Here is a 16,306-nt window from a genome sequence, read left to right as displayed (position 1 = left end):
GATCAGCTCGCCTTGGCGATCTCCTGGTCCCTGAGCAGCCGGCGGATCACCTTGCCGCTGGTCGTCAGCGGCAGCTCCGCCACGAATTCGATCTCGCGCGGATATTCATGCATCGACAGCCGGTTCTTCACCCAGTCGCGGATCTCGGCTGCCAGCCCCGGATTGCCGGCGAAACCGTCCTGCAGCACGACGAAGGCCTTGACGATCTCCGTCCTCAGCGTGTCGGGCTTGCCAATGACGGCCGCCAGCCGCACTGCCGGATGGCCGATCAGGCAATCCTCGATCTCGGCCGGGCCGATGCGATAGCCGGAAGAGGTGATCACGTCGTCGTCACGGCCGAAGAACTGCACATAGCCCTCTTCATCCTGCCGACCGAGATCGCCCGTCTTCATCCAGTCGCCGACGAACTTGTCCGCCGTCGCCTTGGCATTGTTCCAATACCCAAGAAACATCACCGGATCCGGTCGCTTGATCGCCACCTGCCCCGTCTCGCCAACAGGCATTTCCCGACCGTCAGCATCGATGATCGCGACCTCATGCCCCGGCACGGCCTTGCCGATGAAGCCACCCTTGGTGACGCCGAGATGCGCCGCAGACGACAGCACGAAGTTGCACTCCGTCTGGCCGTAGAACTCGTTCGGCACGATGCCGAGTGCCGACTTCACCCATTCATAGGTCTCGCGCCCCAGCGATTCGCCAGCAGAGCCGATGCTGCGCAACACGAGGTCATAAACCTCTCGCGGCTTCTCGACGGCCTTTAGCAGCCTGAGCGCCGTCGGCGGGATGAAGGCATTGCGCACCTTCATCTCGGCCATGATCCGGAACGCCATATGCGGATCGAATTTCTGCGCCGGCGAGGAAACCACCGGCACGCCGAGCATCAGCGCCGGCAGCAGTGCATTCAGCAGTCCTCCTGCCCAGGCCCAGTCAGACGGCGTCCAGACCTTGTCACCAGGCTGCGGCAGGTAATCATGCGCCAGCTGAAACCCCGGAATATGGCCAGCCAGAACGCGATGACCATGCAGTGCGCCCTTCGGCGGCCCTGTTGTGCCGGACGTATAGATCATCAGTGCCGGCGTATCCGGACCGCTTTTGGCGATCTCGAAGACATCGGGCCTGCCCTCGATAATCGCAGGGAAGCCGATGACATCAGGCCCGGCACCCTCGATCGAAATCACCTTCTGCAGCGATGGCAGGCGGGCTCTCAGCGTCTTCAGTCGCGAGAGGCCAAAGCCATTGGTCACGATGACCTTGGCGCCTGCATCCCGCAGCCGGTATTCCAGCGCTTCTTCGCCGAAAAGCAGCGCCAGCGGCAGCGCAATCGCACCCATCTTGTAGATCGCGACATGCGCGATCACAGTCTCGAAGCATTGCGGCAGGAGCAGCGCCACCCGATCGCCGGGAACAACACCGAGTTCCGTCAATCCATGCGCAAGCGCCGAGGACTGCGCCGCAAGCGCGCCGTAAGTCATCGAGAGATGTTCGCCATCCGGCGAGAAATGTTGAAGGCAGATGCGCTTGGGCGCCTTGGCGGCCCAGTCGTCGGACACCACCCGCCCGATGTTGAAATCGGCGGGGATCTCCCAACGGAAATCGCGGCGGAGCGCCTCGAAAGTATCGCGCGGCTCAAGCAGCATGGCTGAGTATCCGGATCGTCATGCTGTCTCTGCTAACATTCATCTCGCAGATGCACAATAACGGGCTGAAATCAGCGTAAATCACACGCAAACCTGCCGAATTTGCAGGACGAAGACTGCAGCGGATGGGACACGACGTCCGAAAAGGGATTTGGTCGGCAGAGCAAGCAAGGCGAACCATGCCGCCGCCGGATATCAGCCCTTGTTCTGGGCTGCTTCCGCACGCATCAGCGCAACGAGCGCCTTCAATTCGCCGCCGCGAACCATCTGGGCCGGTGTACGACCGCCAAAGGCTTCAAGATGCTGGCTGCGATACCACTTCTCGGCCGTTTCCTTCGAGCCGAGGCGCTTCATCGCAAGCGCCAGCACGAGAGTCTTGGCCTCCGCCGGCGGAACGGTGCCAGCCTCGATCGCGGCATCGACGCGGGCGATCTGCGATTGGACCGACTGCTGCTTCAGCTTCTGCCGCATGGCGGCCACCTGCGGCGCGACGGGCGCAACGATATTCACCTTGGCCTTGCCATCGACGGCAGCGGCTGGGCTGGCAAGCACAGGTGCCGCAGCCTTTGCCTTTCGCTTGCCCTTGGCAGCAACAGGCTGGGCCGGCGCCTTCGGCAACAGCGCCGCGTCCACGACAACCTGCTTGACGGGCTGGGGAATGCGGATCTTCTTGGCCGAGGTTGTCATGCGTCTTGCTTTCCATGGATGTGAAATCGCCCCGACAACTGGCCGGGTTGCCCCACACGACTGCGCATGCGGATCGATCTTTCCCTAGCATTCCGGGAGAGACGCTTCAACATGCCAGGCAATCACCTCCGGCCTGTCACCAGGGCCGGCGACACACTTGCAAATCCTGACAGAAACGACACCCCCCACCCCTTGCAAGCCCGCCGCACCCCATGGTAAGTCGCGCTTATCCAGACCGTGCCCCATTGGCGGAACTGGTAGACGCGCTCGACTCAAAATCGAGTTCCGAAAGGAGTGCTGGTTCGATTCCGGCATGGGGCACCAAAAACCTTCAGGCGAATCAGATACCTGATGCGTTTTCAACGGCTTAATCTTCCATCTGCTACGGCGAACTGCTACAGCGAGGCCATGGAAGACGTGGCTAGCTGAGCGCGTTTCGGAAGAGATATACCTCAAGTGCCCAATGCAATGCAGGAGCTAACATTTGCGAAAGTGCGATAACGCTTTATCGCGTTTTGCGCGAATCACGTTAACTTACGCTTTATGTGGCCACTTCCTCAACTGCCTACAGATCACCTCTACAAGCTAGTCACGTTCGTTGGCATGGCGATGCTTATCGGAGCCTTCTACCTGTTGGATTCGGGACGTAAACCGTTCGAAGAGACAGGTAACAATACCTATGCCCGTATGGTCATTCTTGTTGATCGGCTCACGGACGTGGGGCTTAGTCCGAAGCCGCTGGCCGATAACATCTCGGAAGAGGGCGTATATGATCGATACCATGAGTACCGTGATCTCATTCGAACGCTTCCGCTTGGGCATTCACAGGCTATAGAGCTTCGTGATTTGAACGAGGAAATACTCATGATGCGGATCAAGAATAGGTCCGACTATGGATGGCAGGACGTCCGGAAGAGTGACTTCTATTCATTGTTATTTCTTGGCATGGGGTTCCTGTGGGTAGGCGTTCTGTGGTGGTACTTAGGGTTTCAGCGGCATCAGGACACAATTATCCGATTGGCCGCACTTGAAGCACGGCAGCGATCGACCTCGATACACGCCAAAAGTGAGGGAACAGGCCCATCATGACCCGCTGATGTCCCTTGCTCTATTCTGGGTCTTCTGCGAGCACGATAGGCATCGGCTTCGCCCGCTTTGACGCGAGCGCAATTCAGCTTGAAACTGCCACTTCGAACTGCTACGGCGTGCATACGCAGATGGCAGTCTAAGTCATTGAAATATATGAATGCAGCCTGGCGCTTCGATTCCGGCATGGGCACCATTTCTTTCAGCGAAATCTCACCGATTTGACGGGCTTGTGCGGCAAGCGTGAGTGCAAGCTCGCTGTATAAGCAAGTCATTGCTCATCCTGGGTTGATAGGACCTCCAGCATACCCTACCCTTTGAGACTTCAGGGGAAAATTCGCGGCAGGCTCGAAGAGGAGCGCACCGCAGGGCCGGGATCATTTATGGAGCGATACGCACCTGGCAAAGCCCAGAAATTCGTCGTCATGGCCATTGTGGTCGCGTGGGTAGGATTCATCGCGCTGGCGTCCTCCTGGGCGTTTCAGTCTTACCACGCAACGGTCAAAGCCGCGGAAGATCGCGTCTCCACGTCCAGCCTTGTCGTCGCAACCCACGCAAAATGGATCTATGAGTTCGGGGCCCAGGCAACGGGGCGGCTCGTTGATTTCGTTGAAAGCGGCCGGGCACCTCTGCAGGTTGGCGAGGTGCAAGACATCCGCGCGGCTCTCCAGGGACTGCCGGGAGCGGTCCAGGCCTATGTGGTCGCAGCCGACGGAAGGACGTTGTACTCCACCGACCCCGGCCTGAAGCCAATCGACATCCGTGATCGCGAATACTTCCAGGCGCTCGAGGCCGGCCGTGAGGACTACGTCTCCTCCCTTCTGATCAGCCGCCTCAGCGGTGACCAGATATTCGTCTTCAGCCGCCGGTTCGAAGAGGCAGGAGTTTTTGCGGGTGTCGTCACCGTGTCGCTCTCGACGGAGTTGATGAAGCCGATCTGGGAAGCCGTCAATCTCGGTGGAAATTTCGCGGTCAGCTTCATCCGAGATGATGGGCAATTGGTTGCGCGCTACCCCAAGCCCGAAGCCGGTCTCGACATGAGCGGCTATGTCCTGTTTGCGGACTACCTCAAGCGTGCACCGACCGGCACCTACATGGCTGAGGCATCACCGCTCGATGGTGTGCAGCGGATTGTGGGCTACAGAAAGGTCGAAGGCACGCCCTTCGTGGCTGTCGCTGCAGCGGACTTGGATCTGCTGATGCGGCCCTTCTGGCACAATATCGAAATTCTGGTGGTGGTGACCGCCCTCGCCTGCCTTGGATCGATCGGAGCGGCATTTCGGATCAGGAGTCTGCTCCGCATCCAGGACGCTCAGGCAGTTGCACTGCAAAACGCACTGGACAAGAACGAACTTCTTCTGCGGGAAATCCATCACCGGGTGAAGAACAATCTTCAGTCCGTCATGTCCCTGATCCGCATTCATCTGAAGCCGGGTGAACAGTCGCAGGCCCTGACGGACCGCATCAAGGCCATGGTCGCAGTCCACGAACTCATCTATCAGCACGATGCCTATGCTGCTCTGGATGCCGCCCAGCTGGTCCGCCGCGTCACCGAAAACGTGATCGGAGCCTATGGCAGCCGCGTGCAGGTCGACTTCGACCTCGCCCCTTTGAGCGTGTCCAACGACCGCGCGACAGCCCTCGCCCTCCTCGTCAACGAGGTCGTCAGCAACAGTCTCAAATACGCATTCGAGACCCATGAAAGCGGCAGGATCGAGATCAGTCTTCACGGGGAAGAGACCGACGACATGGCATCGCTGACGATAGCGGACAACGGCATCGGTTTCGATCCGGCGACTGCATCGAGGGGCACCGGAACGAAACTCATGGAAGGCTCTCTTCGCCAACTCGACGGCAGCTATACGCTGGATGGCAGCAACGGCACCCGTTTTTCGGCGCGGTTGAAGTTGCTTTAGACGACGTCTGACCTGTACCCGACGAGCCTGTTTTCAGCACATCAATCGCAACGCCGCTCGAAAATGCGGAAAACCCGTCAAGCTGTTGCCCGATGCGTCATCACGCAGACGTGCGGCCACCGCACGAGCCACCGGTGATTTACACGCCTTCGCAAACGCAATAGAACCCGGCCTGTCCGGTGCTCGTGCCGGCGACGTGGAAATCAGCTGCAGGCCCTCTCCGATGCTCGCAATTCTCAATCGCCATCCCGACCGCGCAGCGGCCGTTCTCGTCACCTTCGGCATGGCGATCGTCGTCGGCTCGGCTCTGGGCTTCGAGCATATCGGCGGCTATATCCCTTGCGCGCTCTGCCTGATGCAGCGCAATCCCTATTACATCGGCATTGGCGTCGGTTTCCTGGCCGTCCTGTCCGCCGTCTTCCGCCTGCCGCCTATCGTCACCAAGGTCTTGCTGATCGCCGTTGCCCTTCTGATGATCGTCGGCATGGGGCTGGGCATCTATCATTCGGGCGTCGAGTGGAAGTTCTGGGAAGGTCCCTCCACCTGCACGATCGGCGCAACCGGTGGCGATACGCCCGTCAACGTGCTTGATGCGCTGAACGCCACCAAGGCGCCGTCCTGCACCGAGGCGACGCTTCGTGTGCTGGGCTTGTCCTTCGCCGGCTGGAACGTGCTGACGAGTGCAGCCCTTGCCGCCATCGCGCTCTGGGGCGTGCTGCGCAAGCCTACCGTCTGAGAAGAGAGCGGCTGCCCGGACAGGCGCCGCCAATGGAACCCAAGCTGCGGCCTTACGGCTGCAGTTCGGTGTCCCAATAGAGATAGTCCACCCAGCTTTCATGCAGGTAGTTCGGCGGGAAGAGCCGGCCATTGTTGTGCAGGTCCTGCACCGTCGGCCGGTACGGCTTCTGGTGCGGGAACATCTGCGCCTGCTTGGGTAGCTTCGATCCCTTGCGCAAATTGCATGGCGAGCAGGCCGCGACCACGTTCTCCCAGGTCGTCTCGCCGCCATGGGCACGCGGGATGACATGGTCGAAAGTCAGATCGTCGGGCGAGCCGCAATACTGGCATTCGAACTTGTCGCGCAGGAAGACATTGAAGCGGGTAAAGGCGGGATTCCGGGTCGGTTGAACATAGGTCTTGAGGCTGACCACGCTCGGCAGCCGCATCGAGAAACTCGGCGAGCAGACGGAGTGTTCATACTCGGCGATGATGTTCACACGGTCGAGGAAGACCGCCTTGATCGCGTCCTGCCAGGACCAGAGCGACAAGGGATAATAACTCAGTGGCCGGTAGTCGGCATTCAGAACGAGCGCCGGCAGGGCCTGGGGAGAAACTGCAATCGTCAAGGCTAACTCCTGATCGATTCGGCATCTGCCCTTCTATATTAGGTCCGTTGTTACAGCATTGTGAAGCCTGAATCTTTGAGCTCTGTTGCGACCTCTCGGCGCGCCCCTCAACGGGGCAGCGCGACGCGGCCCGTGATGCGCGCATAATGGGCCCAGAAAAGCCGTGCTGCGACCGAGCGCACCGGCGCCCAGGCCTCTGCGATCTCGGCCACCTGCTCCGGCAAGGGGCGTTCGCCGGCAAAGAAAACATCGCCGACGGAGATGCGCAGCGCCACGTCTCCAACCGGGAAAATGTCGGGGTGGCCGCCGCAGAACATCAGGTAGACCTCGGCCGTCCAGGGGCCGACGCCCTTGAGGCCCGTCAGCGCCGCGATCGCGGCGTCCGCCGGCATCTCCGCCACCTCGTCGAGGCGGAAGGGGCCGCCGAGATCGGCCTTGGCGGCCGCTTCGAGCGCCTGCGCCTTGCCGCGCGACAGACCGAAGGTGCCGATCAGCTCGGGGCCAAGCGCCAGATAATCTTCCGCCAGTGGCCGATTGCCCAGCACCGCCGTCATCCGCCGCCAGATGGCGTCGGCACTGGCCCGCGATACCATCTGCGAAACGATGATCGAGGCGAGCCCCGCAAAGCCCGGCGCCGAAAGCCGGAGCGGCAGCGGGCTGCACACTTCAGCGATCGGACAGAGCCTGGGATCCCGTGTCAGCAAAAGGGAAAGCCCCGCAGCGAGATCAGCCTCGCATCGGATCGTCGTCAAACCCGTCCCCTTTTCCTCATTCCACTCTCATGCGAAGGAAAAGCATGACCGAACGTCCTCGTCAAACCGTGGGCCACGATGCCCCCGTCTTTCGTTTCGCCCCGAGCCCCAACGGGCGGCTGCATCTCGGCCATGCGCTCTCGGCTCTTTTGAACGCTGATATGGCCGAAAAAATGGATGGTCGCCTTTTGCTGCGCATCGAGGATATCGACCTCACCCGTTGTACGCCGGAGCTTGAGCAGGCTGTTTTCGACGACCTCGACTGGCTCGGAATAGACTTCGAGCAGCCGGTCCGCCGCCAGTCGGAGCATTTTCCGCTTTATCGCCAGGCCCTAGACCGCCTGAAAGCCCTGGGTCTCGTCTACCCTGCATTCCTCACCCGCGGCGAGGTGAAAGCCCGGGTCTCCGCCTATGAGCGCGAGGGCGGCACCTGGCCGCGCGACCCTGATGGCGCGCCGCTTTACCCGACCGAGGAGCGCGCGATGAGCGAGGCGGAACGGGCGGAAAGGCTGGCGACCGCCGAGCGTTATGCCTGGCGGCTCGACATCGACAGGGCTCAGAACTTCGTGGGGGAAACGCTCACCTGGCAGGAAACCGGCGACGGCCCGCAGGGAGAGATCGAGGCGGACCCCGCCGCCTGGGGTGACGTGGTGCTCTGGCGCTCCGATGCGCCGGCAAGCTACCACCTCGCCGTCACCGTGGACGATGCGGGACAAGGGGTGACCCATGTCGTGCGCGGTCTGGATCTCTTCCACGCGACCTCTGTGCACCGGCTGCTGCAGGTCCTGCTTGGCTTGCCCGCACCGATCTATCACCATCACCGGCTGATCCTGGGGCCCGATGGAAGAAAACTCTCCAAAAGCCTTGGCGATACGGCGCTCTCGCGATTGAGGGCCGAGGGCAAGACGCCCTCAGATATCCGCGCCATGGTCGGGATTTGAGATCCCGGCGGGTGCGCCCTTCACCGGAACCACCCGGAACTTCATCAGCGCCGCATTGAACTCCGCGCCGATGATGAAGATCGCGCCGACCATGTAGAGGAAGACCAGCACGACCATGATCGAGGCAAGGCCTGCATAAGTCGCCGCATAATTGGCGAAAGTGCCAATGTAGTAGGCAAAGACCAGGGCACCGACCAGCCAAAGCGCGAGCGTCAGAAGCACGCCGGGCAGGACGTCAATCACCCGCCGGCGACCGGCCGGCAGGCCGAGATGGAAGATCATCAGGCCGAGAACGAGGAAGATCACCGTTCCGTAAACACGCCAGTTGGCGACGATGGCAAGGAAGCCTTCCAGCAGCGGGAAATAGCGCTCCGCAAAGGCGAGCGCCACGGGCACGGCCACGAGAAGCGCACTGATCGCGGCCAGCACCACGACCGCCCCGAGCACGAAACCGAAGCTGACGAGGCGTGTCACATACCAGGGCCGGGTCTCGGCGACGCGGTAGGCGCGGTTGAGCGAAACGCGCAGCGCCTCGACCCCGTTCGAGGCAAAGTAAGCCGCTGCCAACACAGAAATCGTCAACAGCCCGCCGCGCGGGATCGTCAGAACCTGCACCACCTGGTCGGACAGCGGCTTGGCGATCGTCTCCGGCCAGGTGTCGAAGATCAGATGCACGGCGGTCTCGGCGAACTGATCGGCGCCGAGAAAGCCTGCCAGCGCCGTGCCGAAGATAAGAAAGGGAAAGACCGCGAGCAGCGCCGAAAGTGCCACATGGCTTGCCATCGCCCAGCCGTCATCCTCGGAAAAATGCCACAAGGCATCAAACACCACCTTGTAGAGCATACGCAGGAAAGTCGGCATCCGGTCTCCTTCGGACCTCTAAGGGCAATTGCAGGCTGCTGGCGAATATGGGAAACCCATCGGCATTTGCAAAGGAAGAACGAGGTTTTCCCCGTGAAGAGCATCATCGTCACCGGTTGTTCGTCCGGCATCGGCGCCTATTGTGCAGAGGCCTTGAAGCGCGACGGCTGGCGGGTCTTCGCGACGGTGCGCAAGCCGGGGGACATGGCGGCCCTCGAAGCCAAGGGCATCGAGACGCTGGTCATGGATTACACCGATTCTGCCAGCATCGAAGCACTCGTTTCGACGGTCTTCGAGCGCACCGGCGGACGGCTCGACGCACTCTTCAACAACGGCGCCTATGGCCAGCCGGGCGCGGTGGAGGATCTGCCGACGGAGGCACTGCGCACCCAGTTCGAGACCAATCTCTTCGGTTGGCATGACCTGACGCGCCGGGTAATCCCGGCAATGCGAGAGCAAGGCGAAGGCCGCATCGTGCAATGCTCCTCGATCCTCGGCATCATCCCCTATCGTTGGCGCGGCGCCTACACGGCTTCCAAGTTTGCGCTCGAGGGCCTGTCCCTGACGATGCGCATGGAGCTTGAAGGCTCCGGCGTGCAGGTAAGCCTGATAGAGCCCGGCCCGATCGAAAGCCGCTTCACCGCAAATGCGCTTCACCATATCCGCGAGGCGATCGACCTCGAAAACTCTGTGCATGCGCAAGACTATCGCCGGCAGCTGGCGCGACTCGATGGCACAGGCCCCGTGAACCGCCACAAACTCGGGCCGGATGCCGTCTACAAAGTCCTCACCCACGCCTTGACCGCCCGGCGTGCCCGCCCACATTATCTCGTGACCAAGCCGGCGAAACAGGGGGCCCTGCTCAAGCGCTGGCTGCCGGCCGACCTCTTCTATCGATTGATGCGCTCGCTGGACTGACCGGCGACGAACAAAGGCTCATCCCAAGTTATGTCCACATTCACCTATGTCCTCGCCATCATCGTCATGGGGCTCGTTGCCCTTGTCCTCGTGAGAGGCCTCTTCAACATGCTGAAGGGTGGCGACGGCAACACATCCAACAAGCTGATGCAGGCGCGCATCGTGCTGCAGGCAATCGCGATTGCGCTGATCATGCTGACGCTCTGGCTGACCGGCGGGGGACGCTAATCCATGGTCAAGCTCAACAAGATCTACACCCGCACCGGCGATGACGGCACCACAGCCCTGGTAACAGGCCCGCGCCGCCTGAAACACGACCTGCGCGTCGACGCCTATGGCACGATCGACGAGACCAATTCGGCGATCGGCATCGCCCGGCTGCATACGGCTGAGATGCCGGAGCTCGACGCCATGCTGATGCGCATCCAGAACGACCTCTTCGACCTCGGCGCGGATCTTGCCGCCCCGGAAACCGGCGAAGTCTTGTCCTACGAGCCGCTCCGCGTCATCGAGGCTCAGGTCGACCGGATCGAGAAGGAGATCGACCAACTGAATGCCGATCTCGACCCGCTCAAATCCTTCATCCTCCCCGGTGGCACACCGGCTGCCGCCTATCTGCACCTCGCCCGCACCACCTCGCGCCGGGCCGAGCGCATCATGGTCGAACTGTCGCGCTTCGACGGCGAGGAAGTCGGCGAGCCAGCCCTGAAATACGTGAACCGGCTGTCGGACTTTCTGTTTGTTGCGGCACGTCATGCCAATGATGACGGCAAGGCGGATATTCTGTGGGTACCGGGGAAGAACAGGTAGGCGGTGAATCTACCTCTCCCCGTTGTGGGACAGGTTACAAAATCGAGGGCTTTGCCCGATCACGGCTAAACCTCAGATTTTGTTGGTGAGGGGATCGGTGCTGCGGGCATGGAGAACGGACACCCTCACTTTCGATTTCTGATGTTTAGGCTGCTTACGCTCACCTTATTCATCGAAATCGCTTTACCCCCCACCAAGGGGGAGATGGGCGTCCCGTATTCCTCGCCCCTCATGCTGAGGTGCCCGCGTGAAGCGCGGGCCTCGAAGCATCTCTCTTTTTTGCTGTACCCGTGGCCTCGCCCTTCGAGGCCCGACTGTGTCGGGCACCTCAGGGTGAGGGGAAAACCAATTATCAAAAACCCCAAGCTTCGCCGCCGGTCGGGATCAACTCCCTCCGGTTCGGTCTCATGCTTGTCTCGGACGAGGCGCCAGAAGCAACCTGTCTAAGTAGTTTATGTGGCTCCTTCCGGCGCCTCGTTCGGCGTCTATTCCCGCTGCATGCGTCTCTCTGGCAAGGCGGCGACGGTCCTTGGAACTTGCGTTCCATGGATGACCGGGCGCGGGTCCGGCTGCGGCGTCACCATGGAGATAACGCTTCAGCCTGGCCGGTGGCCCGGGAGGTTCCCGCCGGATGGTGCACCAATCCGACCGGGACCCTCGCCCGGGGGATGCTTTTCGATCATTGGCGATCGTCCATCATCCCCGCCGTTTTATTCGCCCCGCCGTCTGGATGTTCGCGACAGCATTGACGCCTTGTCTGTGTGCCTCTGAGGCACGTCCTTCCGATCAGGGGTTTCAGGCGTCCGGCATCCGACCGTCCACCGTCACTTCCACCCCCTCGTCCGGAGGGAGACCGTTGCAGCGGGCCGGGGATTTGTGCCTGCGAGAGCACGCCACCCCGGCGCCGGCCCCGCCTCGCCTGACATCGCATCGTCAGGTGTATCCGAGGGCGGGACGGGGAATAGGGTAAAGGGGTGGGAATGGTGGGGGATGAAAAAACATGTCGGGGTTTGATTTTGTTGGGAAATGTCTCAAACTCATCCCCCTTTTTCGGCCAGAAACGCCGAGTTTGTGGCTTTGCCCCTCACCCTACCCTCTCCCCGCAGGCGGGGAGAGGGGGCGCAAGCGGTGGCCGTCGTGGCCTTCTCCCCGCCTGCGGGGAGAAGGTGCCGGCAGGCGGATGAGGGGCGAGGGCGGCTTTCCTCTTCTCCCCAGCGGGGAGAAGGTGGCGCGCAAGCGCCGGATGAGGGGGCGGCGCAGCCGAACCTCGTAAGGCAGAGGATCACCATGCACCTTAACCATGTTGCCATCTCGCCTTGCGCTTCGCGCCCCCCCCTCATCTGGTCCTGCGGACCATCTTCTCCCCGCTGGGGAGAAGCGGGAGCGAGCCTGCCTGGCGTCCTGCCCCCCTGTCCCCATCCCCCAACCTGCGCTAGCATCCACCGACCCAACTCCGGCCAACCCCGACGAGGCGCGATGTTCATTCCCCTGCATGACCGAAACGCGCTCAAACATATTCGCCGGCAATATGTGACGCTGGGGCTGATTCTCGCCAATGTCGTGACCCATGCGCTGGCGACGCTGGCGCCGGAGGCGCTTTACGAGATCGGGGTCTATGGCATGGGGTTTATCCCGGCCGTCGCCTTCGATATCGCTGAACTCGATCCGCGGCTGGTCCTGGTGCCGGAGAGTGCGACCTACGTCACCTATTCCTTCCTGCATGGCAGCTGGCTGCATCTGGGGTCCAACATGCTCTTCCTCTGGGTCTTCGGCGACAATGTCGAGGACGCGATGGGGCACTTCAAGTTTCTGTTCTTCTACATCGCCTGCGCGGCAGCCGGCGCGCTGGTGCATGGGCTGGTTATGCCGGCGAGCGAAGCGCCACTGATCGGGGCGTCGGGCGCGGTGTCGGGGGTGGTCGCGGCCTATCTGATGCTGCATCCGAAGGTGCGGGTCTGGGTGCTGGTCTTCATGCGCTTCCCCCTGCCGCTTCCGGCCTTCATTCCGCTGCTCTTCTGGGTCGGCCAGCAGTTCGTCATGCTGGTGATCGACGCAGACAGCAATGTCTCCTGGGGCGCCCATGTCGGCGGGATCCTGGCAGGCGCGCTTCTGGTGCTCTTTTTGCGACGTCCGGGCGTGCCCCTCTTCGACCGCGCGATCGTCACACCCCGCGCCGTCGAGCATGAGGCTGCGTCCGTCGACGTGGCGCCGGTCGGCCCCTGGGGGCAGAGACCCGCAGGAAACGCGCCGGATGGTGAGGGGGCAGGCGGTGCACTCCGCCCGGAAACCCCGGCAGCCCAGCCGGTCCGCAAGGTCACCCACTGGGGACGATGACAACAGGTCGCGGGTCGGACATATTGACGTGAACGTCAACGTCAATTATTGCTGTCGACCAAACGGCATCGATCGTTGTGTTTGGGAAAAAAATGCGTATCGATGTCGCCAATCGACAAACGGCGGAGCGCATCTGAGCGCATTTTCCGGCGGAAGATTTGAAGAGAGGAACCCATGAAGATACTCGTCCCAGTCAAGCGGGTTGTGGATTACAACGTCAAGATCCGCGTCAAGCCTGATGGTTCCGGCGTCGAACTCGCCAACGTCAAGATGTCCATGAACCCCTTCGACGAGATCTCTGTCGAGGAAGCCCTGCGGCTCAAGGAAGCCGGCAAGGCCGAGGAAGTGGTCGTCGTCTCGATCGGTCCTGCCAAGGCCGAGGAAACCATCCGCACCGCACTCGCCATGGGCGCTGACCGCGGCATCCTGATCGAGACCGACGAAACCGTCGAGCCGCTCGCCGTTGCCAAGCTCCTGAAGGGCGTGGTGGAAGCCGAAGCTCCGGGCCTCGTCATCGTCGGCAAGCAGGCGATCGACGACGATTCGAATCAGACCGGCCAGATGCTGGCAGCCCTTCTCGGCTGGGGCCAGGCAACGTTTGCCTCCAAGCTCGAACTCGGCGCCGACAAGGCGACCGTGACCCGCGAAGTCGACGGCGGCCTGCAGACCATCGACGTCAAGCTGCCGGCGATCGTCACCACCGACTTGCGCCTCAACGAGCCGCGTTATGCCTCGCTGCCGAACATCATGAAGGCGAAGAAGAAGCCGCTCGACAAGAAGGCGCCCGCCGACTTCGGCGTCGACGTTGCTCCGCGCCTGAAGGTTCTGAAGACCGAAGAGCCGGGTGGCCGCAAGGCAGGCATCAAGGTGAAGAGCGTCGCCGAACTCGTCGACAAGCTCAAGAACGAAGCCGGCGTATTGTAAGCGGAACGGACAGGAGAAACGTAAAATGGCTATTCTTCTTCTCGCAGAACACGACAACGCGACCGTTTCCGAACAGACCGCGAAGGCCCTGACAGCCGCCACGAAAATCGGTGGCGATGTGCATGTGCTGGTGGCCGGCTCCGGCGCCAAGGCTGCCGCCGATGCCGCTGCAAAGCTCTCGGGCGTTTCCAAGGTGCTGCTCGCCGACGACGCGTCGCTCGGCAACAGCCTGGCGGAACCGCTGGCGGCACTCATCGTCTCGCTCGCCGGCTCCTACGACACAATCATCGCGGCTGCGACCTCGGTCGGCAAGAACGTTATGCCGCGCGTCGCCGCCCTGCTCGATGTCATGCAGGTCTCGGAAATCACGGAAGTGGTCTCTCCCGACACCTTCAAGCGTCCGATCTATGCCGGCAACGCCATCCAGACCGTGCAGTCGACCGATGCCAAGAAGGTGATCACGGTCCGTACCGCCTCCTTCGCCGCTGCTGGCGACGGCGGGTCTGCGGCCGTGGAAAGCATTGCTGCGGCTGCAAATCCTGGCGTTTCCAGCCATGTCTCCGACGCGCTGTCCTCTTCGGACCGTCCGGAACTGGCCTCGGCCAAGATCATCATTTCCGGCGGCCGTGCCCTCGGCTCCTCGGAGAAGTTCCAGGAAGTGATCCTGCCCGTCGCCGACAAGCTGGGTGCCGCCGTGGGCGCGTCCCGTGCGGCCGTCGACGCAGGCTACGCCCCGAACGACTGGCAGGTTGGCCAGACCGGCAAGGTGGTTGCCCCGCAGCTCTACATCGCCTGCGGCATTTCAGGCGCCATCCAGCACCTCGCCGGCATGAAGGACTCCAAGGTCATCGTCGCGATCAACAAGGACGAGGAAGCGCCGATCTTCCAGGTCGCCGATTACGGCCTCGTCGCCGATATCTTCGAAGCCCTGCCGGAGCTCGAGAAGGCGCTCTAAGCGCCATCTCGCAGCTGCGAAAGGACTGGTCAAAGAAACCTTTGCGGTCTATCAATCAGCCGGGTCCGCGACAGCGGGTCCGGCATTTTTGTCGGTGCCATCTTCTTGAGTGAAGACGAGAACGGGTGAGGAGCGAGACGATGACGGACAAGATCAGCAATGTGGGTGTCGTGGGTGCCGGCCAGATGGGCTGTGGCATTGCCCAGGTCTCCGCCGCCGCCGGCTACAAGGTCACGATCTACGATCTCTCCAAGGAGCGGATCGAAGCGGGCTTGGCCACCATCAACGGCAACCTCGCCCGCCAGGTGACCAACGGCAAGATCACCGACGAACAGCGCAAGGAAGCACTGGCGCTGATTTCGGGCTCGTCCGACGTCAACGACCTCGCCGCCGCCGATCTCGTCATCGAGGCGGCAACCGAGGACGAAAGCGTCAAGCGCAAGATCTTTGCTGCCCTCTGCCCCGTGCTGAAGCCCGAGGCGCTGATTGCGACCAACACGTCTTCGCTTTCCATTACCCGCCTTGCATCGGCCACCGACCGGCCGGAGCGCTTCATGGGCATTCACTTCATGAACCCTGTCCCGGTCATGAAGCTCGTCGAACTGGTGCGCGGCATCGCGACCGACGAGACGACTTTCAAGACGGCCAAGGAGTTCGTCTCCTCGCTCGACAAGACGATCACGGTAGCCGAAGACTTCCCCGCCTTCATCGTCAACCGCATCCTTTTGCCGATGATCAACGAGGCGATCTACACGCTCTATGAAGGCGTCGGCTCGGTGGAAGCCATCGACACGGCGATGAAGCTTGGCGCCAACCATCCGATGGGCCCGCTGCAGCTCGCCGATTTCATCGGCCTCGACACCTGCCTTTCGATCATGCAGGTGCTGCATGAGGGTCTGTCGGACTCGAAGTATCGCCCCTGCCCGCTGCTGGTGAAATATGTCGAGGCCGGCTGGCTCGGTCGCAAGTCGGGCCGCGGCTTCTACGACTATCGCGGCGAAGTACCCGTTCCGACCCGCTGATTACCCATTCCGGCCGGGCACCCTCCGGCGGAAAGATATTTGCCCCTTAGGGTGATCATTGGTCGGCCATTCCTCGGAAGAGACGGGCCGACCCTCTAGTTTGCGGGGCAGATACAG

16 protein-coding genes and 1 tRNA gene are annotated in these 16,306 nt (G+C 61.8%); 12 read left to right on the top strand and 5 right to left on the bottom strand.

Translation table 11 applies throughout. The features are described from left to right. Nucleotides 1–2: 2 nt before the first annotated feature. Both AC02Y0_RS20980 and AC02Y0_RS20975 read right to left on the bottom strand, forming a co-directional pair. Complete coding sequence (locus AC02Y0_RS20980) at nt 3–1,637, bottom strand: AMP-binding protein (protein WP_476381005.1); 1,635 nt, start codon at nt 1,635–1,637, stop codon at nt 3–5. 195 nt (nt 1,638–1,832) lie between these two features. After that, complete coding sequence (locus tag AC02Y0_RS20975) at nt 1,833–2,324, bottom strand: hypothetical protein (RefSeq protein WP_476381003.1); 492 nt, start codon at nt 2,322–2,324, stop codon at nt 1,833–1,835. A gap of 239 nt (nt 2,325–2,563) precedes the next feature. Here AC02Y0_RS20975 and AC02Y0_RS20970 point away from each other — a divergent pair. The 4 genes from AC02Y0_RS20970 (at nt 2,564) to AC02Y0_RS20955 (ending at nt 6,062) form a co-directional block, all read left to right on the top strand. Continuing rightward, a tRNA-Leu gene (locus AC02Y0_RS20970) sits at nt 2,564–2,648 on the top strand. A 279-nt stretch (nt 2,649–2,927) separates the two neighbouring features. Then, nucleotides 2,928–3,413: a hypothetical protein gene (locus AC02Y0_RS20965; RefSeq protein ID WP_476381001.1), complete on the top strand. Its 486-nt coding sequence runs from the start codon at nt 2,928–2,930 to the stop codon at nt 3,411–3,413. A gap of 422 nt (nt 3,414–3,835) precedes the next feature. Next, nucleotides 3,836–5,326 carry a sensor histidine kinase gene (locus AC02Y0_RS20960; RefSeq protein WP_476380999.1) on the top strand — a complete coding sequence of 497 codons (1,491 nt, stop codon included), beginning with the start codon at nt 3,836–3,838 and terminating at the stop codon, nt 5,324–5,326. 223 nt (nt 5,327–5,549) lie between these two features. Next, nucleotides 5,550–6,062, top strand: a complete 513-nt coding sequence (locus AC02Y0_RS20955) for a disulfide bond formation protein B (protein ID WP_476380997.1) — start codon at nt 5,550–5,552, stop codon at nt 6,060–6,062. Nucleotides 6,063–6,114: 52 nt separating this feature from the next. On the opposite strand, the gene AC02Y0_RS20950 is transcribed toward AC02Y0_RS20955, so the two are convergent. Beyond that, nucleotides 6,115–6,672, bottom strand: coding sequence for an HNH endonuclease (locus AC02Y0_RS20950; RefSeq protein ID WP_062282563.1), 558 nt, complete (start codon nt 6,670–6,672; stop codon nt 6,115–6,117). Between the two features lie 107 nt (nt 6,673–6,779). Next, nucleotides 6,780–7,424: a DNA-3-methyladenine glycosylase family protein gene (locus AC02Y0_RS20945; protein WP_476380995.1), complete on the bottom strand. Its 645-nt coding sequence runs from the start codon at nt 7,422–7,424 to the stop codon at nt 6,780–6,782. 44 nt (nt 7,425–7,468) lie between these two features. On the opposite strand from AC02Y0_RS20945, the gene gluQRS reads away from it, so the two are divergent. After that, entirely contained in the window at nt 7,469–8,365 is an 897-nt protein-coding gene (gene gluQRS, locus AC02Y0_RS20940; protein ID WP_476380993.1) for a tRNA glutamyl-Q(34) synthetase GluQRS, read from the top strand. Here gluQRS and AC02Y0_RS20935 read toward each other — a convergent pair. Then, complete coding sequence (locus tag AC02Y0_RS20935; RefSeq protein WP_476380991.1) at nt 8,336–9,226, bottom strand: YihY/virulence factor BrkB family protein; 891 nt, start codon at nt 9,224–9,226, stop codon at nt 8,336–8,338. The genes gluQRS and AC02Y0_RS20935 overlap by 30 nt on opposite strands. A gap of 93 nt (nt 9,227–9,319) precedes the next feature. Between AC02Y0_RS20935 and AC02Y0_RS20930 the strand changes: the two genes are divergently transcribed. From AC02Y0_RS20930 to AC02Y0_RS20900, 7 genes are all read left to right on the top strand, one after another. Then, complete coding sequence (locus tag AC02Y0_RS20930) at nt 9,320–10,144, top strand: SDR family oxidoreductase (RefSeq protein WP_476380989.1); 825 nt, start codon at nt 9,320–9,322, stop codon at nt 10,142–10,144. 30 nt (nt 10,145–10,174) lie between these two features. Continuing rightward, entirely contained in the window at nt 10,175–10,372 is a 198-nt protein-coding gene (locus tag AC02Y0_RS20925) for a twin transmembrane helix small protein (protein WP_076396652.1), read from the top strand. Between the two features lie 3 nt (nt 10,373–10,375). Next, nucleotides 10,376–10,954: a cob(I)yrinic acid a,c-diamide adenosyltransferase gene (locus tag AC02Y0_RS20920; protein ID WP_476380987.1), complete on the top strand. Its 579-nt coding sequence runs from the start codon at nt 10,376–10,378 to the stop codon at nt 10,952–10,954. 1,476 nt (nt 10,955–12,430) lie between these two features. Beyond that, entirely contained in the window at nt 12,431–13,288 is an 858-nt protein-coding gene (locus tag AC02Y0_RS20915; RefSeq protein WP_476380985.1) for a rhomboid family intramembrane serine protease, read from the top strand. A 174-nt stretch (nt 13,289–13,462) separates the two neighbouring features. After that, nucleotides 13,463–14,212, top strand: a complete 750-nt coding sequence (locus AC02Y0_RS20910) for an electron transfer flavoprotein subunit beta/FixA family protein (protein ID WP_476380983.1) — start codon at nt 13,463–13,465, stop codon at nt 14,210–14,212. A gap of 25 nt (nt 14,213–14,237) precedes the next feature. Continuing rightward, complete coding sequence (locus AC02Y0_RS20905; protein ID WP_476380981.1) at nt 14,238–15,167, top strand: electron transfer flavoprotein subunit alpha/FixB family protein; 930 nt, start codon at nt 14,238–14,240, stop codon at nt 15,165–15,167. A gap of 140 nt (nt 15,168–15,307) precedes the next feature. Further along, on the top strand, nt 15,308–16,189 hold the full coding sequence (locus tag AC02Y0_RS20900; RefSeq protein ID WP_476380979.1) for a 3-hydroxybutyryl-CoA dehydrogenase: 882 nt from the start codon (nt 15,308–15,310) through the stop codon (nt 16,187–16,189). Nucleotides 16,190–16,306: the final 117 nt, after the last annotated feature.

The sequence above is a fragment of the Allorhizobium sp. nf9_anc genome, from assembly GCF_056323085.1.
The sequence above is the reverse complement of the archived record's forward strand: the minus strand, read 5'-3'. Positions and strand labels throughout refer to the sequence as shown.